Source organism: Deinococcus betulae (assembly GCF_020166395.1).
Lineage (GTDB): Bacteria > Deinococcota > Deinococci > Deinococcales > Deinococcaceae > Deinococcus > Deinococcus betulae.
Genome location: NZ_JAIQXU010000013.1, coordinates 1 through 25,862 on the forward strand (window position 1 = coordinate 1; position 25,862 = coordinate 25,862).

A 25,862-nucleotide genomic window follows, 5' to 3' on the forward strand; every position below is an offset into this window, starting at 1 on the left:
AAGGACTAGGTGAACTGCTGCTGGAGTCGGCCAATGATGCGCTGCTGCAAAGGCTCAGCTGCGAACCAGAGGTGCGGGCCGTGGTTGACCTCTTGCTGGCTCAAGCGAAGCAGCCCGCTCTACCGGAACTGTTGCTCTACTGGACGAACCTAGTCCACGACGAGGAGGGTGCAGACCACTGGCCCATCTCAAAACAGCTGTGGGAGGTGCTGGGGCAGCGTCGCACCTCTTCGGACTCTTGATCGGCAAGGGCTCGTGCCGCCTTTTCCCATCTGTTGCTTGGCACATGGAGCGTGCTTGGTCTTTCTACGCTATCTGCTGATTCTGACTAATAAAGCAAAAGCCCTATTTCTATCACCGGCCTTCTGTCCAGCCCACGCCCAGAATGTGCGCGCTGATGCCTATCAACGCTGGGTCGCGCTCGACCAGTCGTAGAGCCGTCATCAGGCCGCTTCGCCGCACTGGGTCGCTGATCTCCAGCGCTGGGTCGGCCAGCAGATTGGCGGGGCCTTCCAGGGCATAGAGGGTCACGTTGCGCAGGCCAGCTGCTCGCAATTCGGCTTCCAGCTCGGCAGGATGGTGAAAGTAGGCGGTGGTAAAGAATCCGGGGCGGTCCTCAGGATTCAGGTAGCTCCCAGTCGTGTACGCCCGCTCACGGATGGCGCGGCTGTAGTCTTCTTCGTCCAGCCCGTGTTTGAAGTCGCCGCAGATGGCCCCCGCACGCGGAATGGCCGTGGCAGCCACCAGCCCACCGGGCCGCACGGTGCGCGCGGCTTCGGCCAGGGCGGCGGCGCGGTCGTGGGCGTCAGGCAAGTGATAGAGCGGCCCCATGACCAGGGCGGCGTCGGCCAGGTCGTCCGGGTAGGGCAGAGCGCGGGCGTCGCCTAGCGTGACCGAAGCCAGCGCCGCCAGCGACGGATCGGCACGCACCCGCTCGATATGCACGGGCATGGCGTCCAGCAGGTGAACCCGGTGCCCCCGCCGCAAGCACTCGCGGGCGTAGACGCCGGTGCCGCCGCCAATGTCCAACACGGTGGCAGGGGCACTGGGCAGCAGGCGTTCCAGCACGTCCAGTGTGCGGGCAAACTCGATCAGGCCCAGGCCACGGGTCAGGCGGTCGTGTTCGCGGTCGCGGTGGTAGTAGGCGGTGATCTCGTCCATGACCTAGCCTGCCAGCGGCTGCGGCTGCAGCCAATACGCCAGGCGGCCCAGCAGCCTGTGCGGCCTTTGGCCCATCCTGGCGGGCAGGTTCAAGGTCAGACTGGAGGGGGGCCAGGCTGCCTCGCCTGCGGTGACTTCATGATCACAGGAGGTCGGATCGTCTCCTCTGCGGGCTGTCGTCTTGACCAGTTTCGGTTGTCCATGTAGAGAGGCCTGGATGCTGTAGCGGCAGAACGAATACCTGATCCTAAGCCGCTCGGCCTCTTCCTTCATCCGCCGTTCGCCGGATATCTATTGCTCCGCCGCCGTGCCATGCTTGGGTCATGAACACCGCGCTTCCCCACACGCCACAGGAGGCCCTGAAAGCCTTCCTGACGCACTGGCAGGGCGAGCATTACCGCGAGATGGCCGCTTCACTGCCTGCCCGCGCCTTTCCCACGGGTCGGCGCAGCATCCGGCAGGTCAAACTGGCCTACCCGGGCCGTCTGGGGGACTTCAGCATTCTGGCGGCGCACGACACCGACCCCGCCGCCACCAACGTGGACGTGCAGGTGCTGTGGCGTCAGCGCGGCGGCCTGGAACTGGGCCGGATGCGCTACCGCATGGTGTACGTAGACGAGCAGGACCGGCCGCTGGCCCGCCACCACCCCGGCGGTCAGTGGAAACCGTTTGCGACGTATACGTTGCCGGTGCCCAGACCGCTTAAGGCGTGAGGTCAGCGCAGCCGCCACGCGCGTCCAAAGGTAAGTGAGTTCAGCCGGCCTGGTCCCTCTACAAGCCGGTTCATATGATGCTGCGCCTCTTGCTCTGGTGTCGCTTTCGGGTGACCAGCAGAAGACCTCCGCAGAGCGCAAGAACACCGAGCAAGGCTATCGGCCAGCCCCTCCAGCCAGCCTGGTGGCCGGGCCAGTGATAGGCCGCCGCAATACTTTCCAGCAGCTCGTTGTAGAGCGGAACGCCATTTTCTCCGTTGGTCATGATGACGGCCCCCTGCCCGGTCTGCGGATACATCACTGCAATGGCCCGGAACCCCTGATTGATCCCGCTGTGCCCAAACGAGAGGGTTGGCCCATGACCATGCAGAGTGAGCCCCAGGCCGTAGGCGTGCTGCCAGCCCTTTAGACCGGGGGTGTGGTTGGTCAGCATCTGGTCCATGACGCCGGGCGATAGGACAGCGCCCGGCGTCTTTTGTGCGGCGCCCGACAGCGCCAACAGCCAGCGGGCCAGGTCGCTGGGCGTGGACCACAGCCCGGCGGCGGCCAGTTCGGGATAGGTGTGCCAGCGGCCGGGCAGGGGCGTGCCGTTCGGCTGATGGGCAACCGCCGCCTGCGACTCCAGCGCCGCCGGTAGGGGCTGCGTGAACCCGCTGCGGGTCATCCCCAGCGGGGCCAGCACCTGCCGCCGCATCAGGTCGGGAAACGCTGTGCCTGCCGCGTCCTGCATCAAGAGCTGCAGCACCTCGTAGCCGCCCCCGGAATAGGCGTAGGCCTGACCCGGCCGCCGCTCCACCCGCACGGGCTGCGACGTGGCGGGCGCCTGGCCGTCTAGCACCTGCCGCAGGGTCGGCAGCGCCTGCCCCGCCGGGTAGCCCAGGTAGCCGGGCATGCCAATGCCCGCCGTGTGCGCCAGCAGGTGCCGCAGCGTGACAGGGTGCTGGCGAGTTAGGGCGTTTTCAGGCAGCTGCCAGGAGCGCAGGGTCTGATTAACTGGTACGTCCAGGCCAAGCTGACCGCTTTGCACCAGCCGCAGGGCCGCAGTGGCCGTCACGGCCTTACTGATAGACGCTGCCTGAAAGAGCGTGCTGGGCGTCACCGGGGCAGGCTGGCCGGCCTGAAGTACGCCGTAGCCTCTGGCCCAGACCACCTGTCCGTGATCAATCACCGCGACGCTCACGCCAGGGACGTGGTGAAACGCCATCCGGTCGGTCAGGCTCATGCCCGCCCAGTGTCCCGGTGGCTGCCAGAAGGGGCGCGCAGGCCGCAGTCCCTGCTCAACCTGCTGGATTGTGGCGGGCTGGGCGGCCTGCCCCGTGCCCAGCCCCAGAAGGAATGCCAGCAAGAAGAAGGGCCGCACGGGGCTCAGTTTAGGGGCAGGGACGAACAGACGCGGCCTTACATGACGGCTGAGCACCTTGAGGCGGGAGCTGCCCTCACTCCACCCGGAAGGCCGCTGCGTCCTGCCCCGGCAGGGTTAGGTGCAGGTAGCCGCCAGAGACACTGGCTTTGGCATCCTGACCGACGAACAGGGAAGAGGTGGCGGCCCGGTTGGCCCAGCCCACGCCCAGGCTGCCCAGCTTGAGGCTATAAGATTTCCGCGCCTTGCCGTTGTGCCACGCGGCTAGCACGGTCTGCCCGTTCAGTTCACGGGTAAACAGCAGCAGGTCGCTCCCCAGGGCATCTGGGCTGGGCAGCAGCTTCAGGGCGCCGGCACTCAGGGCGGGACTGGCCTTGCGGGCGGCGATGGCGGCGCGGGTCACCTCGAACACCGCGCGCTCGGCGGGGGTCCAGGCGTCTTCAAATCGCATGTCGCGGCGGTTGTCGGGGTCGGCGCCGCCGCGCATGGCGATCTCGGTGCCTTGCCACAGTACGGGCACGCCGCGCAGGGTCATCAGGGCGCGCAGACCGTATTTGGTGCGCTCCTGGCCCACATCTTCAAACAGGCTGCCCTGGGCAAAACGCGGGACATCGTGGTTGTCCAGAAACAGGGCCACCTCGCCGGGACGCACCAGTTCGCCCTGCCGGGCCAGCACGCTGCGCACGCCGTCCAGGCTTTGCCCGGCCATGATGCTGCCCTTCATAGCCGCTTGCAGGCTGAACAGAAAGAGGCTGTCAAAGCCCTCCTTTTGCCAGTCGGCCACCGTGCCCGTGTCGGCGTCGTACCACTCGCCCAGGGTCCAGGTGCCGGCCTGGCGGTCGCGGGTCAGCAGGTCGCGCAGAAAAGGGCCTTCAACATGCTTAATGGCGTCGTAGCGGAAGGCCTGCACGCCCTGTTCGCGCCAGAAATCGGCGTTGTCCAGCAGCAGTTCGCGCACCTGGGGGTTACTCTGGCGCAGGTCGGGCAGCCCCGCTAAGGCACAGTCCACATCCTTGTTGGCCGAAGCGCTGCACTGCGCCTCACCGTTAAACCAGGCGGGACGGGCCCGCACAGCCGCCGCCTCGTAGCCGTAATGGTTGATGACCTGGTCCAGCACCACACGCAGATCGGCGTTCTGGGCGGCTTTGGTGAACGCGCCGAAATCGGCCAGGGTGCCAAAGTGTGGGTCCACGTTGCGGAAATCGGCGGGCCAGTACCCGTGATAGGGCGCCGTGCCAAATGAGTTGGCCGTCTGCTGGAGGTACACCGGGGTCAGCCACACCGCCGTGGCTCCCAGTTTCTGGATGTACGGCAGCTTGGCGGTCAGGCCGGCCAAGTCGCCGCCGTGCCAGGCGCGTAGGTCGGCGCGGTTGACGCCCTGATTGTTGCTGGCGTTGCCATCGAAAAAGCGGTCTGGCATCACCTGATAGATGATCTGCCCCTCAAAGCGGGCCGGGGGCGTGGCCGTCTGCGCGCTGCTCTGTCCGGCAACCGCCGTGAGCAGCGCGCCCAACAGGGCGAGGTGGCGCATAGGAGCATGGTAACTCTCCGGCCGCGCGGCGAGAGAACAGGTGAGCCAACGGCGAAGGTGGCTGAGGGGTTGGCTGAGTATGGATTCCGTGCCCTGAACTCGATGGTTTCTTGCGCGGTTCGCTCGGCTTTTAGCGTTTTGGCCAATGATTCAACCGGAACCCATATCAGGTCGGCTGCCCCTTCGCGGCACGTCTCACACGCGAAAACGGCGAACCCCTTAAAGGTCCGCCGCAAATGCTAGAGATGGGAGCAGCGATTACCAGCCGCCCGAGGCGCCTCCGCCGCCCGACGAGCCACCACCAAAGCCGCCGAAGCCGCCGGCCGTCTGCGGGGTGTGGGCGGTGGCCTGTGCGGCGGGAACGAGCACGAGGGTCAGGGTCAACAGAGCGGTCAGAATGCGGCTGAACATGGTGAAAACCTCCAAAGTGGGAGAGGGGACTTGAGGTGAAGGCCGGCCGGGCTTACCAGCTGCCAGTGGCGCCGCCGCCCCCGAAGGAACCGCCTCCGCCGCGCACGGTGCCCTGAGTCTGGGGTGCAGGCGCAGCAGCCTGAGCGACGACGGCGGTCATGAGGGCGAAGGTCAGCAGGGCGGTCAAGGTGCGTTGAACTGTCATAGGACAACCTCCGAAGGGATCAGGAGCGGGGGGGTACAGGAGGAACGGTGCTCAGCTGCACGGGACCAACGCCTGGATCGGCCAGTTGCACGGGGCCAACACCGGGGTCCGCCAGTTGCACCGGGCCGACGCCGGGATCGGCCAGCTGCACGGGGCCAACGCCTGGGTCGCTGTGCACGGTGACGGTCTGGGCACCGGCCAGAGGGGCCAGCAGCGCGGCACCCAGCAGGGCGAGCAGGACGGGGCGGAGGGTGCGGGGAGTGCGGCTGCTGGTCATGGGGCTCACCTTAAAAAGGCGCTGGGGACGCCCCAGAGACACTCATGAGCACGGGCGGAGACACAGCGGAGACAGCAGAGGACACAGCAGAGGACAGCGCCGCCCCGGCCCGTCAGGACGGGCAGGAAGCTCAGGGGGAGAAGGCCTGCATGTAACCCGAACAGCGGCAGAAATGCGGCATGTTTATCCGCCTGTGCGTGCTGCCCAGCGTGGCGCAGCCAGCAGAACCTTGCGGCACGGGATCAACCCGCTGGTCTGCCCAGCACGCCACGGGGTGCAGCCTGGACGGAGCCTGCGCTCATACAGCTTCCGTCTGTTTCATTGACAACTCGGGAAAGAACCGAGTGGCAAACTCCATGCCCGGAACCCGCTTTCCTTCTCGCTTCGCTCGGATTTCATCGTTCGTGCAAACGACTCCACCTCCGTCGGTTTCAGTAACTGCCGCCTGCGCCACCACCTCCAAAAGAGCCGCCGCCAAAGCCGCCGAACGAACCGGCGGTCTGCGGGGTGTGGGCCGCCGCCTGGGCGACCGGAGCGAGAAAGAGGGCCAGCAGTAGGGCAACGTGACGCATACGACCTCCTGAATGCGGGGAGAAACGAGGACAGGGCCGCGCGTGGTACGCGGAGAAGACGGCGCGCCGCAGGACCAAAGGTGCCTCACGGCGCGCAGAGACAGAGACGCGCCACGCGGCGGGTGTGCGGGTGATGAAGCCCTGGGGCCAGAGGCAAGCTTGCGCCCCCGCACCCCCGCACGGTGCCGCGTGGGCGGGGACGGCGCGGAGACAGCCCGCCCTGGTGGCCGGAGCTGTCCCCGGTCCCAGCAGCGCACGAGCCCCACTGTCCCCGAGCCGTCCCCGGCCGCCGCGCACACTCTCCTCACCGCTCGGGAGCAGCAGAGAACAAGCCCCCGCCGGAAGGAGAGTGATATGGGACTTCATCGGCAACCAACCAGAGCGTGGACCCCGGCGTACGCCGGCCCCGCCATCGAGCTTCAGGAGGTGCACAGAAGGTACGGCTCCATTCAGGCGCTGCAGCCCACCAGCCTGAGCATCCACCGGGGCGAGGTCGTGGCCCTGCTGGGGCCCAACGGCGCCGGCAAGAGCACCCTGGTCAACATGGTGCTGGGCCTGCTGGCCCCCACCGGCGGCGCCGTCAAGGTCTTTGGTCAGTCGCCGCTGGAAGCCGCCCACCGCATTCACACCGGCGCTATGATGCAGCAGGTCCACCTGGCCGCCAATCTGCGCGTCTCTGAACTGGTCGAGCTATTTTCCAGCTACTACCCGGCCCCCCTGAAAGTGGCCGACACCCTGGAGCGCGCTGGGCTGACCGCCCTGGCCGGCCGCACCTACCGCCAGCTGTCCGGCGGCCAGCGTCAGCGGGTGCGCTTTGCCCTGGCCCTGTGCGGCGACCCCGCCCTGATGGTGATGGACGAGCCCACCGTGGCGCTGGACACCGAAACCCGCCGCGCCTTCTGGATGGAAGTTCGCCGCCTGGTGGACGACGGCCGCACGGTGCTGCTGACCACCCACTACCTCGAAGAAGCCGACGCCCTGGCCGACCGGATTCTGGTCATCGACAAGGGCCGCCTGGTGGCCCAGGCCACGCCGCAGGAACTCAAGGCCCGCGTCAACGTGCAGCACGTCTCGCTGCGCACGGTCCTAAGCGACCCGCAGCTGATGGCGGTGGCTGGGGTGCGCGCCGTGCGCCGCCAGGCCGACACGGTGCATCTGACGGTGGACGGCACGGCCGTGATCGCGCCGCTGCTGTACGCCCTGGACCCGGCCCTGCAGGAATTTACGGTGCGGCCTGCCAGCCTCGAAGACGTGTTTCAGGGCCTGCACGCCCCCCAAGGAGTGAGCGCATGAGCCTCGTGCAAGACGTGTCCCGCCCCGCCCGGTCGGCGCCGCCCCGCGTCAACAAGGTCCGGCTGTACGGCCTGGAAGTGCGCGCCGAGACCCTGACTCTGCTGCGCAGCCCGATGTTCCTGATTCCCACCATCATCTTTCCGCTGCTGTTTTACGTGGTGTTCGGCTTCACGTACATGAACCAGTCGGCCGGCAATGTCCGGGTGCCCATGTACATGCTCGCCACCTACGGGGCCTTCGGGGTCATCGGCGCGTCGCTCTTCTCCTTCGGGGTGGGCATCGCCAACGACCGGGCCAGCGGCTGGCTCAAGATCAAGCGCGTCTCTCCGATGCCGCCCGCCGCCTTCCTGCTCTCGAAATTTGCAACGTCTTTGATGTTCAACGTGACCATCATCTCGCTGATGTTCCTGCTGGGCGCCACCATCGGCAAGGTCGAGATGCCGGCCGAAACGTGGCTGCGGCTGGGAGCGACCCTGATTCTGGGCGGCCTGCCCTTTACGGCCCTGGGACTGGCTCTGGGGTTCCTCTCGGGCCCCGGCGCAGCGCCGGCCCTGGCGAACGTCATCTACATCCCCATGTCTTTTGCCTCTGGCCTCTGGGTGCCGCACTCCATGCTCCCCGAGTTCTTTCAGAAGCTGGCCCAGTACCTGCCCCCCTACCACTTCTCGCAGCTGGCGCTGGGACAGATTGGCGCCGCCACCGACCCCAACATGCTCACCCACATTCTCTGGCTGGTCGGCTCCACGGTGCTGTTTCTCACCCTGGCCCTGATTGGCTACCGACGCGACGAAGGCAACGCTGGCCTGTAAGGCCCCCGGTCCTCCCCGGCTCAGCGCTCCTAATCCACCCTGGCCCCCTAGCCCCCCCTGGAGGTGATCGCCTTCTAACGCCCGGCCGCTCCACCTGACCTGCCCCCGGCGCCCTCACCTGGCCCGCCCTGTCCGCCCACCGGCCCCTCCGTTCCCCCTCACCGGCGCCGCAGCGCCACACCCAAGGAGACTTGCCATGACCAACATCAACATGACCGACATCGACTTTAGCGACCTGAACATCGAAGCCCTGGAAGTCACCGAAGTGCGCGACAGCACCGCCCTGGCCGAAACCGGCGCCTCGTCCGGCTCCAGCAGCTGCAGCGCCACCTCCACCTGCGGAAGCAGCTCCTGCTGCTGCGGCTCGGTTGAAGCGCAGCTTTCAGAGTAAGGCGGCCACGCACCGCACGACCGGGGAGGGCATGGGCCAGCGTTTGGCCCCCCTCCCCCCCTTTTTCTTCCCACTTCCTCTTTTGCGCTTCTCCCAACATCAGACCCCACAAAGTCCGCCCCAGACCCTGCACGCACACCCACCCAAAGGAGGTTTCCCGGCCATGACCCAGCGCTCTGTTTCTGCCCCGATTCGCCCCGCCCCCACCCCCCTGGCCGACCAGCTGGCCCCCCAGCTGCTGCTGCGCTTTAACCACCTGAGCCCCGCCCACCTGCCTCCCTTTCCGCTGCTGGAGCAGCTGCGCCGCGATCAGGCGGTGCGGGCGGATGTCGAAGCCCAGCGCGCAGCCGCCGCAGCCGCCCTGTATGCCCAGGTGTCGGCCGCGCAGGACGATACCGAGCGCCGCGAGTGGCTGGCCCTGCGCCGCAGCGTCCTGGCGGGCAAAACGCCCCGCACGGTACCGGCAGCAGCGCCCGCCGAGGTCCACACTTATCTGGCGGCCCAGGCTGCGCAGGAGGGCCACACCGCCGAACTGAGAAGCGCCCTGGCCGCCCACCTGGGCACCGAGCGGGCCGCCTTGCAGGCCGCCTGCCGGGACGAGCGTTTTCTGAAAGGCCTGGCCGTGTCCAGCGCGCCGCTGCTGGCCACTGCGCGGCAGTACGCCGCCACGCCGCTGCTCGAGCAGAAGGGCACGCTGCGCAAGTGCGAATACCGCCTGCTGCAGTACGTGTCGCGCGCCGCCTGGAAAACCAGCCCTTACAGCCACTACACCTCGGTGGCCGGCGGGCGCTGGACACAGGGCGCGGCCGGCGCGCTGACCCGCCCCGAAGTGCGGGCGAGCACCACCGTCAACCACGTCCTGATTCTGCGCCTGCTGGACGGCGCCCTACAGACCCCTGACCTGCGTGCAGCGCTGCCCTGGCGCCTGGGCGACCACCTGCGGGTGCAGGGCGGCGAGGTGCGTTTTGAGCAGGCCATTGACGACCCTGCGCGCCAGCCGCGCGCCCGCAACCTGGCCTCGCGCCGCGTCACCCTGCGCCTGAGTGCCGGCCTGGCCCGCCTGATCGCGGCGGTGCGGGACAGCGGGGGAGAGGCGGACTACGCGGCGCTGGTGGCGGCCCTGAGCGGCCTGTCGCCCGACCCCCAGGCGGCGCCGCGCTTTGTGGGGCAGCTGATGGACAGCGGCTTTCTGCGCCCGGTCACGGGCCTGAGCGAGCAGCCCACCGACCTGCTGGGTCAGGTGGCGGCGCTGCTGCGCCAGGCCGAAACAGCCGAGAGCGAGCGGGCGGCGGCGGCCCTAGACGACCTGGCGATGGCCCTGGCCGCCTTTCCCTGGGTGCCGAGCGCCGCGCGCCCCGCCGCGCTGGAGGCCGCCCGCGCCCACCTGCAAGCCGCTTACGACGCTTACGGCCTGACCCTCCCAGCGGGCCCCGTGCTGTACGAGGACACGGTGGCTCCGCAGGCCCTGGCGCTGGACGTGACGCCCTACGCGCCGGCCATTGAGCGCCTGCACCTCTTGCTGTCGGTGCTGCGGGTCTTTGACACCCACCTGCTGTTCGAGCCGCTGCTGCGGGAACGCCTGGTGGGCCAGCACGGGCCGGGCGCGCGGGTGGACGACCTGCCCACCTTTGTCCGCGAGAACGCTGACCTGTTTGACGAGTGGCTGCAGGCGTCCCTGCGCGGGCCGGGTGCGGGCTTAAAAGCCCTGCCCGAACTTCAGGGCGTGCTGGCCGTGCAGCGCGAGGTGCGCGCCGCCTACCTGCAGGCCGCCCGCGCCGGCGCCGAGGAACTGGACCTGACCGGCGCGCAGCTGCAAGCCTGGCTGGAGCGCCTGCCTGAGCGTCTGACGGCCCGGCCTTGGTCCTACGACGTCTTTGCCCAGGCGGCGGCTGCGGACGGCAGCCTGATCGTCAATCAGGTGTACGCGGGCTACGGGCAATACTTCAGCCGCTTTCTGACCGAGTTGCCTGCGCAGGTCATGGCCGACGTGAAAGCCACCGTCGAGGCGCTGGCTCCGCGCGGCTTGTCGCAGGTGGGCCTGCGCAGCGCCCACGGCTTTACCGCCAATCTGCACCCCGCCCTGACATCCACTGAGTTGCAGGTGGACGCCCCTGTGGACGGCCCGGCCCTGCACATTGACGACCTGTACCTGCATCATGACGAGGCGGCGGACGAGGTGCGTCTGCGCCGGCGCGACACCAACGAGCCGGTGCAGGTGGTGTACGCGGGCTTTCTGATTGCCCAGCTGCTGCCTAGCCTCAAGAACTTTCTGGTCACGCTGACGAACAACGGCCTAATCGTGCCGCACCTGCCCGACATCGCCGAAAGTGCTCTGGGCCCCGCAGACGGCCAGGTCCGGCGCACGCCGCGCCTGCGCTCGGGCGGGGTGGTGCTGCACCGCGCCCGCTGGAGCGTGCCGCACGGCGCCCTGCCGGTGCCCGGTCCCCACGACAGCGACGCCGACTACGCCCTGGCTCTGTGGCGCTGGGCCGCCGAGCACGGCCTGCCCGAACAGGTGTTCGTGCGCCGCCGCCGGGCCCGCCAGGCCAGCGCCAACCTGGGCGCCTGGCAGGCCGAACTGGCGGGCGGCACCCAGAAGCCGCAGCACCTGGAGTTCAGCAGCCCGCTGCACGCCCGGCTGCTGGCCAAGATGCTGCGCGACGCCCCGCAGGACTTCGTGTTCGAAGAGTGCCGCCCCCTGCCAGAAGAGGCGCTGCTGGCCCCCGACCCCCACACCCCCCTGACCAGCGAACTGGTCTTTGAACTGCACCAGAAGGGACGGCTGTGATTCCCAGGCACCGCAGAAACAGCGCTGAGGCGCCTGTCCATCGTCGCCGTCCCTTCTTCTCTGTCACTCGCTTCGCTCGGGTTCGTCTTCGACTCACCCCAGTTTTTTGCCCCCGCGCCGGAGGTTCCCTATGAACGCAGCCCTGTACCTCACCCACTATCAGAACGACAAACGCCCCCTGCTGCGCGACCTGGTGCTGCCGCTGGTGCTGGAGATTCAGGCGCGCCCCGGCATTGAACGGGCCTATGCCGAGCGCCACTGGAAGTTTGGCCCCCACGTCCGGCTGATTGTGCGGGGGGAAGACGGCGCGGTGCAGGCGGCGCTGGACGCAGCGAAAGTGCAGGCCGAGGCTTACCTGGCCGCCCACCCGTCGGCCGCCGTGCTGGACGAGGCGGCCTACCTGGCCCGCAGCGAGAAACTGGGCACGCTGGAACTGGAGCCTGGCCCCTACGGCCCCCTGCGCCCCGACAACAGTGTGGTGGTGGGGGCGGCCCCTGACCGGCAGGGCGTGCTCGGCTCGCCCGAGGCCGAGGATTTCCGTGCCCAGTATTTTGCGGCCCTGACGCCCGCTGTACTGCGGACCCTGCAGGCCGACACCGGCAACACCGCCGAGCGCCTCATCCGCCTGGCGCGCATCTTTGTGCTGTACGCCAGCACCTATCCGTTCGGTGTGTACAGCGGCCATATCTCGTACCGCTCGCACCTGGAAGAATTCCTGTTTCGTCAGGGCGGCGGCGAGAAACTGCGCGCGGCCTTTGCCCAGAAATACGCGCCTATTCGCCAGGAGGTGCTGCGCGCGGTGGACGGCGTGAGCAGCGGCGGGCGCGACGAGGTGCTGAGCCTCTGGGAAACGCAGTTCCGGCGGATGTGGCCCATCGGGCGGCAACTGGCCGACGCGGGCCTGCTGGCCGCCGACCCCACCGCGACCATGCAGCGCGCAGCGGCCGGCATCAACCCCGAGGCGCAGGCGCGCTGGGCGTTCGGGCCGGACTACCAGTTCAGCGAATTTCACCAGGAACTGCGCAAGTTCAATATTTCCGAGACCTGGTACCACGTCGAGATGTTCTCCACGTACCGCACGCTGATGAACTTCATGTACAGCGTGTTGCCGCTGATGGACATCTCGCCCACCGAGCGCTACTTCGTCAATTACATGGTCAGCGAAGCCATGCAGGAACTGCACGGCCAGGACTGGCAGGGCTTTTTCGAGCAGTGGTGGGTTCAGCTGCGCGAGGAAGGTGTCGCGTGAGCGCCGCCGCACAGGTGAAGCCCGGCGCGGCCGGGACCGTGGCTGCGCTGGCCCGCACCGCCGAGACCGACGTGCCACTGCGCCTGCGGCCCGGCGTGGGGCATGTGCCCATCCGGGGCGGCATCCGCTTTCAGCACTGGGACACCACCTTCCGCATTCAGGGCCACCCCGCGCTACACGCGCTGTTCACGGGATTGTTGCCGCAGCTGCAGGCCGGAGTGACGGCGCAGGCGCTTCAGGCGGCCCTGCCCGCCGGGGCCTGGCCCGCCGCGCGGCTGCTGCTGAATGAACTGCGGGCGCGCGACCTGCTGCTGCCCGTGGAGGAAGAACCGAATGCCGAGGAGCTGGGCTCCCACGCGGGCATCCTGACCTTTCTGGCCTCGCTGAGTGACCGCCCCTCAGCAGCGTTCCGCGCTGTGCGCGCGGCCCGCGTGACCCTGCGCGGCCCGGCGGCCCTGACGGCGGCGGTGGCCGCGCACCTGCGGGATCTGGCGTTTGCGGATGTGCAGGTGGAGACCGGAGCCGACGAGGGCCAAAGCATCGTGACGCTGAGCCTGAGCGCGGACTCTGGGGCACCGACCCTGCTGGCTGCGCTGGGCGCCGAGCAGGGCATTATTGCGCCGCTGCACACCCCCGCAGAGGTGCTGGCCGGGCGCCTGACCCTGAGCGGCACGCCCGCCGAACCGCTGAAGCAGTTGCTGGCAGGGTTGCTGGCACTGGAAGCTTTCCGGCAGGTGGCCGAGTTAAAAAGCGGCGTGAGTGCCGAGCGGGGGCTGGTGGTGGACGCTGCAACCCTCCACAGCGCCCCAGTGCCCGCATTCCTCCAGCCTGACACCCTGGAAGGATGGTGGACCCTGGCCCGCGCCGAGCTGCCCCTGGCCGGTCCCGACGACCTGCACGCCCTGCTGACCGGGCCCTTCGCTCTCACCACTGCCCCCTCGGCAGCGGGCGAGCAGCTCCCCCTGTTCACCTACGGTGCGGCCGATGGCCCCGCGCAGGCGGGTTGGGGCAGCGACGGTGAAGAAGCCCTGCACCGCGCCCAGGAGCGGCGCCTGCTGGCCCTGCTGCCCGCCGCGCCAGAGGGCTTGGCCGGGGCAGAGGTCGCCCTCCCCGTCCTGGGCTACAGCGAGACCGACCTGCTGGGCCGGGGCGTGGCGGCCGTGCTGAGCGCCGACCTAGCGCGGCAGCCAGAGCGCTTTACCGCCCAGCCCCTGCCCCCTGCCGAGGTTCCCCTGGCGCACCTGTGGCTGCTCAAGACTCTGGGGATGGTGTACGGCGTGGCCGCCGAGGTGGTGCGCCTGGGCCACCCAGCGCTACGTGGCCTGCACGGCGCCGCCGTCTACGACCCGGCGCGGGGGCTGCTGGCCGCCGCCTTTGCCCCCGACCCTGACGGAGCAGTGGGCGGCGCACTGCTGGACGCCGTGGCGGCTCTGCAACTGGGTCTGCCGGTGCCCGGTACGCCCGCGCCCCCAGCCGGTGAGGTTCGGCCGGTGCCCAGCGACCAGCCCGAGCAGGCCACCTGGGCCGCCCTCACCGACCTGGGCCGCGCCCCTCGCCTTCACCCGTATCTGGGCCTACCCGGCACCGTGCAGCGCGGCGTGCTGCTGGGGTGGGTGGTGGCCCGTGGCTAACCTGAACACCACACAAGGAGCCGCCGTGACCACCCCGCTGTATCTGCTGGGCGAAGGCCAGTTGCACGACCTGATTCGTGCCCGTCACGCCCTGCGCACCGACCTGAGCCAGCCGCCTCTGCCCGGCAGCGTGCTGCTGGTCGCCCACGACGACTGGCGTCCCCAGGAACTGGCTGACCTGCAGGATTACGCCCGCGCCCACAGCCTGCGCCTGCTGCCGCTGCGCCTGGAAGGGGCCCTGGCGCTGCTGGGCCCGCTGGTGACGCCACACGCCGCCGGCTGCGCCCTGTGCGCCGAACGCCGCCGCCGCGAGGTGGCCCAGGTGCCGGAGGCCGATTTTGCCCGCCCCGCCCCGGCCCCCGTGCCCGCCGCCGCGCTGGCCCCGCTGCAGGCCGTCCTGGCCGAGCTGCTGGCCCGCCCCCTGAGCGATTGGCCCGCCCCCAGCCAGATTTACGCCTGGCGCTGGACCGACCTGACCGGCGGCTGGCACACTCACGTCCCGGTACACGACTGCCCCCACTGCTCGCCCTACCCCGACGACACCGCCGAAGCGGCGACTCTGCACCTGCAGCCGCGCCTGCAGAGCAATCCCGACGCTTTCCGCGAAAAGGCGCTGGACCTGGCCTCGGGGGCGCTGCGCACCGCCCTGCTGGACTGGCGCTACGGCCTGATTCACCATGTCTACCGCGCCCACAACGCCGGAATGCCGCTGGTGGGCGCCGAGTTCCGCGCGCCGGACCACCGCATGAACGAGTCCGGCTGGGGCCGCGCCGACGCCTTCACAGACGCCGAGCCGGTGGCTTTTCTGGAAGCCCTGGAGCGCTACGGCAGCCAGCGCCCGCGCGGCAAGCGCACCCGCATCCGGGCGAGTAGCCGCGACCTGGGCGCGCACGCCGTCAACCTGGAGACGCTGGGCCAGCCCGCCCACGCCGCGCACCCCGCCTACGAGTACACGCCCCTGAACCTCGACACGCCGACCAGTTGGGTCTGGGCGCATTCCTTCAAGGCCGCCGCCGCGCGCCTCATCCCCGAACACATCGCCTACTACCAGCATGACCGCGTGCCGCGCGAGGAACGCTTTCTGTACGAAAGTTCCAACGGTTGCGCCCTGGGCGCCTCAGTCGAGGAGGCCACGCTGTACGGCCTGCTGGAAGTCATCGAGCGCGACGCGTTCCTGCTGGCCTGGCACACGCAGCGCCCCGCCCGCCGCATTGACCTGGGGGGCGTGCGCGATCCCCTGACCCTGCATCTGCTGCGCCGCGCCGAGTCGCTGGGCTTTACCCCCTACGCCTTTGACATCACCACGGAATTTGGCGTGCCCGCCATCTGGACGCTGCTGGTGAACGAGTCGGGCGGCTATCCCCGCGCGCTGTCGGCGGCCGGGGCGCACTTCAACCCCGAAAAAGCCCTGAGCGCCGGCCTGATTGAAGTGGTCGTGAACGCCTTCGTGCATGACCGCAAGCCCGCCCACACCGAAGAGGCCCTGCAGGCCATGCTGCGCGACCCCACCCTGGTGCGCACCCTGGACGACCATGTGGCCGTCAATGCCCATCCCGACGCCTTTGACCGCCTGAGTTTCCTGTTCCGGGACGAAGCGCCGCCCGCGTCCCTGGATGAACTGTTTCCCGACTGGCGCGCCTGGCGCGACCCCGACCTGACGAACGTGCTGCGCCGCCTGACCGACCGGGTGCTGGCTGAAGGTCTGGACGTGCTGGTGGTGGACCAGACGGGCGCCGCTGTGCGCGACCTGGGGTTTGCTCAGGTGAAGGTGATCGTGCCGGGCAGCCTGCCCATGACCTTCGGGCACGTCAACCAGCGCTTTGGGGGCCTGGGCCGCCTGACCAGTGTGCCCGAGCGCCTGGGTTTTCCCAACCCCGCCCCCGCCCTGCACCTGCCCCACCCGTTTCCGTGAACAGCAGTTCGGGCGCCCGGCGTTCTCGACCGCTGGTGGCCCGGCTCAAGGAAGCATCCTCTCATTCCCTTCACTCACCACGTTCAGGAGGTGAATCCCCATGACCCCGCCTTACCCGCCCCTGCACGCCCTGCAGCAGTCGTATCTGAAAGAGGTGTCGGCCCCGGCGCGCCCCGGCCAGCCGCCTGCGCTGGACGCCTGGCCGCTGGGCCCAGCCCTGCCGCTGGACTGGGCGGTGCTGGACCATCCGGCGGGCGCGGACCTGTGGGCGCGGCTGGCCCTGCTGCTGCGCCTGGCCGCTACACCCCTGCGCGTGGAGCCGCACGCTCCGTACAACCCGCACCGCGCCTATCCGTCTCCGCGCGCGCTGTACGCCGTGCACCTGATCCTAGAGACCCCACAGGGCCGCTGGCTGCTGGACGCCCACCGCGCGGCGCTGCGCCCACTGGCCGGAGCGGTAGCCGCGCCATCAGCAGACGACCCCGTGCATCTGCATCTGCTGGGCCATCTACCCACCATTCCGGACAGTTACGGCACGCTGCGGCCCACGCTGGCGGCGCTGGAAGCTGGCCACCTGCTGGGCGCGTTGCGGCACTTGGGCACGGGGCTGGGGCTCAGCCTGCAGGAGCACTCTGCTCCAGCCGCCCCCGACCTCGGCGCCGACTGGCAGCCGCTGGTCACGCTTCAGGTGGGTCAGACCACACCCGACCCGCAGCAGGCGGCGGCCGCCTGGCATGACGTGCAAGCCCGCTCCTCGGCCCCCGGCGCCTTTGGCCTGACCACCGATGGCCGCCCGGCGCCAGCCGCGCCGTTTCAGGCGGCTCTGAAAGACCCCGGCACCGTGTTGCTGGCGCAGCGTTTGGACGGCCTGGCCCCTGGCGTTTACCGCGCCGGGTCGCCTGCCCCTCTACCCATTCCGCCCGCCGAGCTGGCCACGGCCCTGCACGGCGCCTACAGCTACCCCGATGACCTCAACGTTCAGGGCCTGAATGCCACTGTGCTGCTGACCGCGTGCTACGGCCCAGACGTGGACTTTCTGCATACGCAACTGACCCTGGGTGAACGGGCCCAGCGCCTGTGTCTGGCCCTGGCCCGCGCAGGGCTGTTCGCGCGGCCGGTGCGGGCCTACCGCGAGGCGCCGCTGGACCGCTTGCTGAACCTGCCGCCCGACCAGACCGTCGCCTACGCCCTGCTGTGCGGGCGCGCGCCGGTTCACGATCTCTCCCTGCCCCTGCTCCGGAGGACTGCCGCATGACCACCTTCAGCGCGCCGCCTGTGCCCACTCCGCCGCCCGTTTCCGCCGCCTGGGTTTCGCTGCACGCCCACACCTTCGCCCCGGTGGCCGACCTAGAACGCGCTCTACACCACGACCTCTTTCCGCTGCTGGGCGCGCTGCAAACGCGCGGCGAGCTGGCGGGCTGGTTTTTCATTCGCTACTGGGAGGGCGGCCCTCACATCCGCATGCGCCTGCGGGACCCCTCCCCCCAGGCCGCCGCGCAGGTGGAGGCCACACTGACCCGCACCTTCGCTGCCCTGCCCGCGCCTGCCACCCCCGACCCCGAGGGCTACTACGCCGCCTTCGTGCCGCCTGCGCACCGCATGGGGGCCGCCGAGGCCTACGGCTGGTACCCGCACGGCCAGGTGCGTGCCGTGCCCTATGAACCCGAAACCCTGCGCTACGGCGGGCGGGCGGGCCTGGGCATCAGCGAGGCGTTTTTCGAGACCTCCAGCGCCTTTGCCGCTCAGATTCTGCCGCTGACCCCCTCACGCGCCTCGCGGCTGGGGCTGGGCCTGCACCTGCTGCTGACCACTGTGCGCGCTCTGGACCTGGACACCCCCGGCGGCGTCAGCTGGCTGCGCGAGTTCGTGAATGCCTGGCCGCTATTCTCGTCGACCCCCACCGAGCAGGTCGCCCGCGCCCGCGAGCGCGCCGAGGCCACCTACTTTGCCGCGCCGCCGTCCCTAACAGGCGCCCGCCAGACCTATGCTCAGCGCCCCGAACGCCAGCTGTTGCGGGCCTGGGAGGCCGAGGTGCGCGCGGCCCAGCAGGCTTACCGCGCGGTGGAGGGGGCCCTGAGTTACCCCAGCCTGGACATCTGGCGCTCGCAGCTGCATATGTTTCACAACCGCCTGGGCTTCAGCATTGAAGACGAATGTTACCTGGCGACCCTGGCCGCGCTGATTCTGTCGGACCGGGGGGGCGAGCACCTGCACGCCGACTGGTCATCCGACCACCGTGCCCACGAGGACAGCAAGCTCTACCCACACGGCCTGGCCGAACTGCGCGCCACCACCCCGCCCGAGCCGCGCCCGGTGCCCCACTGGCCCGGCCAGCGCCGCGTGCCGCTGCCCGAGCGCCCGGAAGGCGACCTGACCATGCCGCTGGGCGAGGTGCTGCGCCGCCGCACCAGCCACTACGCCCGCTACGGCCAGCCGCTGCCGCTGCCCACCCTGGCGACCCTGCTGCGCGGCGCGGCCGGCATTGTAGACACGCGCGTCATTACCCATCCGGGCGGGCAGTTTCAGGTGCAGCGGCGGCCCTATCCGTCGGGTGGGGGGCGCTATCCGTGGCGCCTGCACCTGCTGGCTTACCGCATAGAGTCGCTCGACCCCGGTCACTACGTCTTTGATGAACACAGCGGCGAGCTGGTGCGCTACGGCACCGTGCCGCCCATAGAACTGCTGGAACGCAGCTCGCCCTTCCTGAACCCCGCCACCCCCGACGTTCTGCCGGCCCGCCAGGTGGCCGCGTGGTTGCTGCCGGTGCTGGACTACACCTACCTCAAGGCGCACTACCACCACCGCGCCTACCGCCACGCCCTGCTGGAATGCGGGCACCTGACCCAGAACCTGTGCCTGATTGCGGCGGCTGAGGGCCTGCCTCACCTGACCATCGGCGGGTTTTACGACGATGCGGTGAACGCGCTGCTGCATCTGGACGGCGTGGGCGAGTTCACGACCTACATGGTGCCGGTGGGCGGCCCGGCCTAGAGGGCCAGGAGGGCGCGGCGCTGAGAGGACTGCCTCAGCGCCGCGCCTGCTTCAACATCTTGCCAGTGAGGAGCGTGACGCCGCATTGTCCGCAGTTCACCAGAGCGCCGAAGGGGAGCTGCCCCCAGTACCTAAGGCGCGAAACTGCGAGGCAGCGTAGCGGCGCCAAACCAGTGGGCTTCCAGCAGATGAACGGTCTGCAAGAAGGCGTCCAGGTTGGCGGGTTTGCTCAGGTAGGCGTTGGCTTGCAGGGCGTAGGCCCGCTTCACGTCGGCCTCGGCGTTGGAGGTGGTGAACACCAGAATCACCAGCCCCATCAGGTCGGGGTCGGCGCGCGCCGCCGCCAGAAACTCGAAGCCGTTCATGCGCGGCATGTTGAGGTCCAGCAGGATCAGGTCGGGCAGGCGGGCGCCCGCCTTGGTCTGGTGCAGGTATTCCAGGGCTTCCAGGCCGTCGCGGGCCACGGTCATCTCCACCGGAACGGCGGCCAGGTCCAGCGCCGCTTCCAATAAAAAGACGTCGGCGGGGTTGTCCTCAACCAGCAGCAGGTGAACGGGGGGGCGGGTCATGCCGAACTGCCTTCGGCCATTCCGGCCCCTCGGGGGTCCGGCAGCAGCAGCGTCAGGGCCGCGCCCTGGCCCAGCGCCGACACCAGCGTCAGCGTGCCGCCGTGGCGCTCGGCAATCTTGCGGCACAGCGCCAGCCCAATGCCGTTGCCGGGGCTGTCTTCCCGCCGGCCCAGCCGCCCGAACAGGCCAAAGACCTGCTCGTGGTAATCGGGGGCGATGCCAGGTCCCTGGTCGCGCACCGTCAGCGCCCAGGCGCCGGGGCGCCGCTCGGCGTCTACGGTCACCTGCGGCGCCGGGCCGCCAAACGTCAGGGCGTTAGCCAGCAGGTGCCGCAGCAGGTCGCGCAGTTCGCCCGGGTCGGCCTGCACCGTGGGCAGAGGCCCGTCCAGGTGCAGCGCGCCGCCTACCGCCTGAAGCTGCCCGTCCAACTCGCGCGCGACCTCCGGCACCAGCCGCGCCAGGTCCACTGGCCGGCGCACCGGCGGCGGGGCCGACAGCAGCGCGGTGTAGCTGTGCAGGTCGTGGGTGAGGCTGCGCAGGCGCGCGGTTTCGTCCAGCATGAAGCGGAACATCTGCCCGGCGCCGGGGTCCACCTGATGCTGGTAACGCAGCTGAAACAGCTCGGCGAACTGGGTAATCAGGCGCACCGGTTCCTGCATATGGTGGGCAATCACGAAGGCGTAGCGGCGCCACTCGGCGTTGGCGCGCTCCAGGGCCGCGTTCAGGTCGCGCACCACGGTCAGGCGCTCGCCCAGGGCGCCCGTCAGCAGCCGCTGCACCTCCTGCGCCTCTTCCCGCTCGCCGGGGTGCCAGGGTTCGGCGCGGCCGCGCACCGTCTGAATGTAGGTGTCAAACGACTGGCGCGGGCCCAGGTCGCCCTTGGCGTGTTCGGGGGTGGCCCCGCCCCAGGCCACGCGCGTGGTGATGGCTGGGCGCAGCCACGCCACCCCCTCGGCCCAGCCGCGCCCCACACTGATGGCCAGCAGCCCGCTGGCCTGCTCGGCAAACGCGGCCGCCTCTGGCCAGGTCTCGCTCAGGGCGTCGGTGGCGACCAGGGGGTCGGCTTGCCTGCGCAGCCACGCCAGCAGCGCCTCAATCTGGTCGGGGGCTGGGGTCACGCCCAGCGCCCGCCACTGGCCCTCGAAAAAGACGACGGCGCCGCCCGCGCGCATCAGGCCAGTCAGGTCCAGCGCCGGGGCGCTCAGGGTGGCCAGCGGCGAGACCGAGTGTGCCGCCGCCTCGGCCAGCCGCAGGCGCCGCGCCTGGAGGCCCTGGCGAAAGGCGTCGGTATCGGCGCGCTCCTTTTGCTGCACTTGCAAGTTCAGCACCCGGCCCAGGTATTCCAGGGCAGTACGGGTTTCGGGCGGCACCACATGGGCGCCCAGGTGATGACAGGCAATCAGGCCCCACAGCCGCCCCGCCACCACGATGGACACCGAGAGGCTGGAGCGCACGCCCATGTTGCGCAGGTACTGAAGGTGCATGGGCGAGGTGGCCCGCAGCACCGCGCCGCCCAGCGGGGTGGGCTGCCCGGTGCGGGGGTTGAGCACGGGGTCCAGCGGCGCAGGCGCGGCGTCCACATCGGCGGTCAGGCGCAGCAGGTGGCGCACATACAGGGCGCGCGCCTGCGCCGGAATATCGGACTCGGGAAAGCGGTGGCCCAAAAAGGCGTGCAGGTCGTCCCGGCGGGCCTCGGCGATGACCTCGCCGCTGGCGTCCTCGGCAAAGCGGTAGATCATCACGCGGTCAAAACCGGTCAGGTCGCGCACGGCGTCGGCGGCGGTCTGGGTCAGGGCCGCCAGGCTGGGGGCACCCTCCAGGGCAAACAGCGCGTTGCGCAGGGCCTGGGGGCCGCTGGGGTCGGCGCTCCCGGTGGCTTCCAGCTCCAGAATCAGCAGTCCGGCGGCGCGGTGGGCGGTCAGGGCCAGCCGGCCTGCGGGCCGCTCCAGCACCGCGCGGTACTGCAGGTGGTCCGGCACACCCGCCGGCAGCGCGCTGCGCAGCGGGGCCAATTCGGCGTCGCTGAGCAGCGCGCCTAGGTCCTGCCCCCGCAGCGCCTCTGGCGGGCGGCCCAGCAGCGCTTCGGCATTGGCACTGACCTGCACCACCACGCCCGTCTCGGCGTCGGCGGTCAGCAGCGCGCCGTGCGGCTGAATGCTGCCTGGAATCTGAATCGGTTCGCGCTCGCAGTTGTCGGCCGTGATGGTGGGGCCGCCCAGATAGGTGGGGGGCAGGAGGTCACCGGGACCTGTGCCGCCGGCTGCCGGCACGTCAGTCGGCACTGTCACGCCGCCACCGCCCGCAGCGCTGCCCCAAAGGCGTCGAAGGTCTGCCGGGCGCCGGCCAGCACGCGCGCCTCGTCCTCGGGGGCCACCTCGCTGTTCATGGCCGCGCCAAAGGCCTGCCACATGGGGCCAGTCTGCGGCCCGTAGCCCGAGAAATAGGCGCCGCCGCTGTCCGGCGTAATGCCGCGCGCCCGCAGATGCCGCCCAATAATCTGGCCGCCCAGCGTGGCCCCTTCCAGCACATATAGCGCGCCCAGCCCTTCAGGCACGCCGGGCAGGGTCAGGGGCGCGCCCGGCGCCGCTGTCAGGCCCAGCGCGGCCAGGTCGCGCGCCAGTTGCGGGGCCTTGACACGCCGGGGCAGCTCAAAGGCCAGTGGCAGCGGCAGGGCCAGCAGTGCGCTTTCCAGAGGCTGCACGACGCTGTGCAGGCCGCGCAGCACCTGGGCGTAACCCTGGCGGGTCAGGTCAGCCTGCATGACCGGCATCAGGGCTTCCACCGCCTGATGGTGCGGGGCAGTGGCGACTTTCAGGCGTGACATCAGCATGGGTCCAGGCGACCCTAGCACGGCGCCCGCCTGAGGACGGGGTGTCTGGATGGTCTGTGGTGGGGGAGGGGGTGCCCCCTTATTGGTCCTGAAACAGCCGCCGGTGTGCGCCGACTGCCTCCTGTGCGGTGACGGCGACGGCTTGCTGGCTTGAAGGGAACCGGCGCAGAATCGCCCGGCCTCTGGGTCGAGCCTCCTTCGACGCTGCTGGCTCAGAGGCTCCACTGGGGTTTGCCTGGGCGGCGTCCGTGGGCTGTGCCGAGCCCTTGCCTGTCAAAAGGACCTGACACTCTTCCCGCTTCACCGCAGGGCTGTGCCGCGCAGGGCCTCCAGGGCCGCTTCCAGCGTGGTGTCGCGGCCTTCGCGGGTCAGCAGGGTCAGGTCGGTGGGGGCCAGCACGTCGGGCTGTACCCGCTCGGGCAGCGGCTGACCGTCGGGGCCATAGGCGCGCAGCACCGTCACCGACACCAGGCCGCCGTCGGGCAGGTCCTGAAAAATCACGCCGCTGTTGCCCACGCCCTTGGTGCTCTCGCCCACCGCCAGCACCCCGGTGCGCTGGGCGTACACCGTAAAGACCTCGGCACACGAGGCTGTGTTGGGGCCAACCAGCACTGCTGCTGGGCCCGCCCAGATCCCAGGCCGGGGCGGGCGCTGGCCTGGCCGGGTTTCTTGACCGCCCGCACCCGCATACACGGCGTTGCCGCCCTTCGAGTGGCTGCGGTATTCCACCGGCCCAAAAATGCTGGCGGCGGCCACACACTCGGTCAGGCTGCCGCCGCCGTTGTAACGCAGGTCCACGATCAGGGCGCGGGCGCCGCCGCGCTGCGCCTCTTGCACCTGCCGGAGAAACAGTTCAGAGGCGTCACGCGGCAGAAAGCTGGGGTAGGTAATCAGGGCGGTGCGGCCTTCTGGGCCAGTCCAGCTCAGGGTGGGTTCATCGCGTGCCTGAAGGCGCTGGGTGCCCAGGGACAGGGTGAAGTCGGCGCTGCCCGCCCGCTGCACTGTCACAGGGAAGTCACGGCCCTCCCGTTCCAGGCGCACAAATTCGGTAGGACCAACCGGGGCGTTCTCGCCGTCCCGTTTGCCAGCGGGCTCGCCGGCCACGGTGGTCAGCAGGTCAAAGACGCGCAGGCCCGCCGCCTCGGCCGGGCTGCCAGGCATCACCGAGACCACCAGCAGGCCGCCCTCTACGCGGGAGGTCCGGGCGCCGGTGCGGCTGACCGCCTGCCCCCGCTGAATCTCGCGCAGGCGCTCGGCGGCTTCGGGGTCACGCACGTTGGTGTGGGCGTCGCCGTAGGCCGTGAACAGGTCGGTCAGCACGGCGCGGCCCGTCTCGAACGAACAGGCGTCACCCTGCGGCGCGCAGCGCTCGTCCAGCTGGGCGGCGTACTGACTGCTCAGGGCGTCCAGGTCGGCGGTGGCCCAGCCGTAATAGTCGCGGCGCACCGTGTCGGTGGCGGCGCGAAACAGGTCGGTGGCCGGGCTGGCCTGCGCAGCACTCAGGCTCAGCAGGGCCAGACCCATCAGGCGGGCGGTCAGCGTCAGGGGCACCTCCAGACGCTAGGGCAGTGGTAAGGGTTAGAAGGAAAGGGGAGGCACCTTCGCGGTCCCGCTGCCCCCTTCATATGCCGGGGGTGCCCCTGGCCAGGGCGGGAACAGAGACAGGCTGCCTGGCTGGACAGTGGGGTTCCGTTGGCACACATCACTACACGCCTCCACGGAGAGCGCTGTCTATGACAGACTTTCGCTCTCACCCTGGGGCACTATGAGGTTGCCTTTATGGTCTGGCTACAGCCGGGCGCTGGCGGTCATCCCGGTCAGGTCAAGAGAGTCGGTCCAGACGCTCTGGCCAGCGCTGAAGGCCATGCCAAAGTAACCGTGACCAGCCTTCGCGGCGGTGTCCAGCGCGGCGCCCCCCAGGCTAAAAGGCTGGCCCTGCCCGGCGCGCAGCTCCAGGGTGCCGATGAACTGGCTGGCCTCGCCTGCCGCGTCGCACACGACCATGCGCGGGGCGGTGGGGGTGGCGGGCGACACGGTGCAGGTGGCTGGCAGCGCCGTCAGCGTAGAGCGCACATAGAGTCCCGCCGAGCGCAGGGTGCCCAGTCCCGCCGTGCGGTAGGTGGCCTGCCCGCGAATGGTGATCTGTTGCAGGGCGGCCGGCACCCGGTTGCCCGCCAGGGCGTCGGTCTCCAGATAGACAACCTTGCCGCTCAGGGGCGCGCTGCCGGGCAGGCGCAGCGACGTGTTGTCCACATCGACCCTCGGCGTCGGAATCAGGCCGCAGCCCGACAACAGCACCGCGCCGGCCAGCAGCAGGCGCCTCATGGGTAGGCGACCTCCTGCACGGTGGGGTGCAGCAGCACCTCGTCAATACGGACGTGGGCGGGGGCCGTCAGGGCGTACACCACGGCGTCGGCCACGTCCTCCGGGCGCAGCCAGGCGGCCTTGTGCGCTTCGCCCTGCTGGGTGTCCCCAAAGTAGGTGTCCACCATGCCGGGGCGAATCTCGGTGACGCGCAGGCCATACGCCTGTCCCTCGTAGGCCAGGGCGTGCGTCACGGCGCGCTGGGCAAACTTGCTGGCGGTGTACAGCGCGCCGCTCGCAAAGGTGCGCCCCGACACGTCGCTGGTCACGTTCACGACCTGGCTGCCCTGTCCAGCGGCATGCCGTGCCTGAAAGTGGGCCACCAGGGCGCCCGTGGTCAGGATGGTGCCCAGCACGTTCGTGTCCATCACGCGGCGGTAGTCCTCCGGGGTGATGTCCTGCACCGGCTTGAAGGTGCCCACGCCCGCGTTGTTGACCAGAGCGTCCACGCCCGCCTCGCGGCAGGCCGATGCAAAGGCCGCCACGCTGGCCGGGTCGCTGACATCCAGGGCCTGAAAGGTCACGCCCGTTTCCTGTAAACCGCTCACGTCGCGGGCGCCGCCTATTACCGCCGCCCCCTGCGCGGCCAGTGCCCGCACGAGTGCCAGCCCAATGCCCTTGCTGGCGCCGGTAACCGCCACCACGCGCCCCTGTAAAGAGTGTTGCTGCGTCATCCCGGCAGGGTAACACTGCGGCGGGAAGAGGGCCCCTTGCCTTCTGGACGGCGCGCGGGGCGGCCCGGAGGACCTGCTGCCGCCTCTGGCACAAGCTGTATCAGTGCAGCCGCCCTGGCGAGAGAGGCACA

At 69.8% G+C, this 25,862-nt stretch carries 24 protein-coding genes; 11 read left to right on the plus strand and 13 right to left on the minus strand.

What is annotated here, in order from left to right:
- Positions 1-242 (plus strand): hypothetical protein (locus K7W42_RS11045; RefSeq protein WP_224574660.1); only part of this gene is annotated, 242 nt, incomplete at its 5' end.
- A 112-nt stretch (positions 243-354) separates the two neighbouring features.
- Here the strand turns inward: K7W42_RS11045 and K7W42_RS11050 are convergent.
- Positions 355-1,161, minus strand: coding sequence for a class I SAM-dependent methyltransferase (locus K7W42_RS11050; RefSeq protein WP_224574661.1), 807 nt, complete (start codon positions 1,159-1,161; stop codon positions 355-357).
- Between the two features lie 323 nt (positions 1,162-1,484).
- On the opposite strand from K7W42_RS11050, the gene K7W42_RS11055 reads away from it, so the two are divergent.
- The gene (locus K7W42_RS11055) at positions 1,485-1,874 is read left to right on the plus strand and encodes a hypothetical protein (RefSeq protein ID WP_157458708.1); all 390 of its coding nucleotides are present in this window, start codon (positions 1,485-1,487) and stop codon (positions 1,872-1,874) included.
- A 70-nt stretch (positions 1,875-1,944) separates the two neighbouring features.
- On the opposite strand, the gene K7W42_RS11060 is transcribed toward K7W42_RS11055, so the two are convergent.
- The 6 genes from K7W42_RS11060 to K7W42_RS11085 form a co-directional block, all read right to left on the minus strand.
- Positions 1,945-3,234, minus strand: coding sequence for a serine hydrolase domain-containing protein (locus K7W42_RS11060; RefSeq protein ID WP_224574663.1), 1,290 nt, complete (start codon positions 3,232-3,234; stop codon positions 1,945-1,947).
- 76 nt (positions 3,235-3,310) lie between these two features.
- Positions 3,311-4,765: an alpha-amylase family glycosyl hydrolase gene (locus K7W42_RS11065; RefSeq protein ID WP_224574665.1), complete on the minus strand. Its 1,455-nt coding sequence runs from the start codon at positions 4,763-4,765 to the stop codon at positions 3,311-3,313.
- A 258-nt stretch (positions 4,766-5,023) separates the two neighbouring features.
- Positions 5,024-5,176, minus strand: a complete 153-nt coding sequence (locus K7W42_RS11070; RefSeq protein ID WP_224574666.1) for a hypothetical protein — start codon at positions 5,174-5,176, stop codon at positions 5,024-5,026.
- A gap of 52 nt (positions 5,177-5,228) precedes the next feature.
- A complete protein-coding gene (locus tag K7W42_RS11075; protein ID WP_224574668.1) occupies positions 5,229-5,381 on the minus strand; it encodes a hypothetical protein in 153 nt (50 codons plus the stop codon).
- 19 nt (positions 5,382-5,400) lie between these two features.
- On the minus strand, positions 5,401-5,658 hold the full coding sequence (locus K7W42_RS11080; protein WP_224574670.1) for a hypothetical protein: 258 nt from the start codon (positions 5,656-5,658) through the stop codon (positions 5,401-5,403).
- A 431-nt stretch (positions 5,659-6,089) separates the two neighbouring features.
- Positions 6,090-6,230 (minus strand): hypothetical protein, encoded by a 141-nt coding sequence (locus tag K7W42_RS11085; RefSeq protein ID WP_157458702.1) that lies wholly within the window; start codon positions 6,228-6,230, stop codon positions 6,090-6,092.
- A gap of 354 nt (positions 6,231-6,584) precedes the next feature.
- Here K7W42_RS11085 and K7W42_RS11090 point away from each other — a divergent pair, with 354 nt between their 5' ends.
- The 9 genes from K7W42_RS11090 (at position 6,585) to K7W42_RS11130 (ending at position 19,294) form a co-directional block, all read left to right on the plus strand.
- Entirely contained in the window at positions 6,585-7,523 is a 939-nt protein-coding gene (locus K7W42_RS11090) for an ABC transporter ATP-binding protein (protein ID WP_157458701.1), read from the plus strand.
- Entirely contained in the window at positions 7,520-8,332 is an 813-nt protein-coding gene (locus K7W42_RS11095; RefSeq protein ID WP_157458700.1) for an ABC transporter permease, read from the plus strand. The genes K7W42_RS11090 and K7W42_RS11095 overlap by 4 nt, the downstream gene beginning before the upstream one ends.
- 196 nt (positions 8,333-8,528) lie before the next feature.
- Entirely contained in the window at positions 8,529-8,723 is a 195-nt protein-coding gene (locus K7W42_RS11100; RefSeq protein ID WP_157458699.1) for a thiazolylpeptide-type bacteriocin, read from the plus strand.
- Positions 8,724-8,886: 163 nt separating this feature from the next.
- On the plus strand, positions 8,887-11,511 hold the full coding sequence (locus K7W42_RS11105) for a lantibiotic dehydratase (protein ID WP_224574672.1): 2,625 nt from the start codon (positions 8,887-8,889) through the stop codon (positions 11,509-11,511).
- A gap of 130 nt (positions 11,512-11,641) precedes the next feature.
- On the plus strand, positions 11,642-12,760 hold the full coding sequence (locus K7W42_RS11110; RefSeq protein WP_224574675.1) for a lantibiotic dehydratase C-terminal domain-containing protein: 1,119 nt from the start codon (positions 11,642-11,644) through the stop codon (positions 12,758-12,760).
- Complete coding sequence (locus K7W42_RS11115) at positions 12,757-14,391, plus strand: hypothetical protein (RefSeq protein WP_224574677.1); 1,635 nt, start codon at positions 12,757-12,759, stop codon at positions 14,389-14,391. The genes K7W42_RS11110 and K7W42_RS11115 overlap by 4 nt, the downstream gene beginning before the upstream one ends.
- Before the next feature lie 25 nt (positions 14,392-14,416).
- Positions 14,417-16,303, plus strand: coding sequence for a TOMM precursor leader peptide-binding protein (locus K7W42_RS11120; RefSeq protein WP_224574679.1), 1,887 nt, complete (start codon positions 14,417-14,419; stop codon positions 16,301-16,303).
- Positions 16,304-16,403: 100 nt separating this feature from the next.
- The gene (locus tag K7W42_RS11125; protein ID WP_224574681.1) at positions 16,404-17,558 is read left to right on the plus strand and encodes a hypothetical protein; all 1,155 of its coding nucleotides are present in this window, start codon (positions 16,404-16,406) and stop codon (positions 17,556-17,558) included.
- The gene (locus K7W42_RS11130; protein WP_224574683.1) at positions 17,555-19,294 is read left to right on the plus strand and encodes a thiopeptide-type bacteriocin biosynthesis protein; all 1,740 of its coding nucleotides are present in this window, start codon (positions 17,555-17,557) and stop codon (positions 19,292-19,294) included. Before K7W42_RS11125 ends, K7W42_RS11130 begins: the two co-directional genes overlap by 4 nt.
- A gap of 131 nt (positions 19,295-19,425) precedes the next feature.
- Here K7W42_RS11130 and K7W42_RS11135 read toward each other — a convergent pair whose 3' ends face one another.
- From K7W42_RS11135 to K7W42_RS11160, 6 genes are all read right to left on the minus strand, one after another.
- Positions 19,426-19,863, minus strand: coding sequence for a response regulator (locus K7W42_RS11135; protein WP_224574685.1), 438 nt, complete (start codon positions 19,861-19,863; stop codon positions 19,426-19,428).
- Positions 19,860-22,151 carry an ATP-binding protein gene (locus K7W42_RS11140; RefSeq protein WP_369411340.1) on the minus strand — a complete coding sequence of 764 codons (2,292 nt, stop codon included), beginning with the start codon at positions 22,149-22,151 and terminating at the stop codon, positions 19,860-19,862. The genes K7W42_RS11135 and K7W42_RS11140 overlap by 4 nt, the downstream gene beginning before the upstream one ends.
- The gene (locus K7W42_RS11145) at positions 22,148-22,693 is read right to left on the minus strand and encodes a biliverdin-producing heme oxygenase (protein ID WP_224574687.1); all 546 of its coding nucleotides are present in this window, start codon (positions 22,691-22,693) and stop codon (positions 22,148-22,150) included. Before K7W42_RS11145 ends, K7W42_RS11140 begins: the two co-directional genes overlap by 4 nt.
- Positions 22,694-22,993: 300 nt before the next feature.
- Positions 22,994-24,244, minus strand: coding sequence for a S41 family peptidase (locus tag K7W42_RS11150; protein WP_369411341.1), 1,251 nt, complete (start codon positions 24,242-24,244; stop codon positions 22,994-22,996).
- A gap of 237 nt (positions 24,245-24,481) precedes the next feature.
- A complete protein-coding gene (locus K7W42_RS11155; protein ID WP_224574689.1) occupies positions 24,482-25,018 on the minus strand; it encodes a hypothetical protein in 537 nt (178 codons plus the stop codon).
- Complete coding sequence (locus K7W42_RS11160) at positions 25,015-25,731, minus strand: SDR family oxidoreductase (protein WP_224574691.1); 717 nt, start codon at positions 25,729-25,731, stop codon at positions 25,015-25,017. The genes K7W42_RS11155 and K7W42_RS11160 overlap by 4 nt, the downstream gene beginning before the upstream one ends.
- Between the last annotated feature and the right edge of the window lie 131 nt (positions 25,732-25,862).

Coding starts and splice junctions, on each gene's coding strand:
- K7W42_RS11055 (WP_157458708.1), top strand. CDS start 1,485: ATGAACACCGCGCTTCCCCACACGCCACAGGAGGCCCTGAAAGCCTTC.
- K7W42_RS11080 (WP_224574670.1), bottom strand. CDS start 5,658: ATGACCAGCAGCCGCACTCCCCGCACCCTCCGCCCCGTCCTGCTCGCC.
- K7W42_RS11050 (WP_224574661.1), bottom strand. CDS start 1,161: ATGGACGAGATCACCGCCTACTACCACCGCGACCGCGAACACGACCGC.
- K7W42_RS11155 (WP_224574689.1), bottom strand. CDS start 25,018: ATGAGGCGCCTGCTGCTGGCCGGCGCGGTGCTGTTGTCGGGCTGCGGC.
- K7W42_RS11090 (WP_157458701.1), top strand. CDS start 6,585: ATGGGACTTCATCGGCAACCAACCAGAGCGTGGACCCCGGCGTACGCC.
- K7W42_RS11070 (WP_224574666.1), bottom strand. CDS start 5,176: ATGTTCAGCCGCATTCTGACCGCTCTGTTGACCCTGACCCTCGTGCTC.
- K7W42_RS11095 (WP_157458700.1), top strand. CDS start 7,520: ATGAGCCTCGTGCAAGACGTGTCCCGCCCCGCCCGGTCGGCGCCGCCC.
- K7W42_RS11110 (WP_224574675.1), top strand. CDS start 11,642: ATGAACGCAGCCCTGTACCTCACCCACTATCAGAACGACAAACGCCCC.
- K7W42_RS11065 (WP_224574665.1), bottom strand. CDS start 4,765: ATGCGCCACCTCGCCCTGTTGGGCGCGCTGCTCACGGCGGTTGCCGGA.
- K7W42_RS11105 (WP_224574672.1), top strand. CDS start 8,887: ATGACCCAGCGCTCTGTTTCTGCCCCGATTCGCCCCGCCCCCACCCCC.
- K7W42_RS11125 (WP_224574681.1), top strand. CDS start 16,404: ATGACCCCGCCTTACCCGCCCCTGCACGCCCTGCAGCAGTCGTATCTG.
- K7W42_RS11160 (WP_224574691.1), bottom strand. CDS start 25,731: ATGACGCAGCAACACTCTTTACAGGGGCGCGTGGTGGCGGTTACCGGC.
- K7W42_RS11135 (WP_224574685.1), bottom strand. CDS start 19,863: ATGACCCGCCCCCCCGTTCACCTGCTGCTGGTTGAGGACAACCCCGCC.
- K7W42_RS11145 (WP_224574687.1), bottom strand. CDS start 22,693: ATGCTGATGTCACGCCTGAAAGTCGCCACTGCCCCGCACCATCAGGCG.
- K7W42_RS11085 (WP_157458702.1), bottom strand. CDS start 6,230: ATGCGTCACGTTGCCCTACTGCTGGCCCTCTTTCTCGCTCCGGTCGCC.
- K7W42_RS11075 (WP_224574668.1), bottom strand. CDS start 5,381: ATGACAGTTCAACGCACCTTGACCGCCCTGCTGACCTTCGCCCTCATG.
- K7W42_RS11100 (WP_157458699.1), top strand. CDS start 8,529: ATGACCAACATCAACATGACCGACATCGACTTTAGCGACCTGAACATC.
- K7W42_RS11130 (WP_224574683.1), top strand. CDS start 17,555: ATGACCACCTTCAGCGCGCCGCCTGTGCCCACTCCGCCGCCCGTTTCC.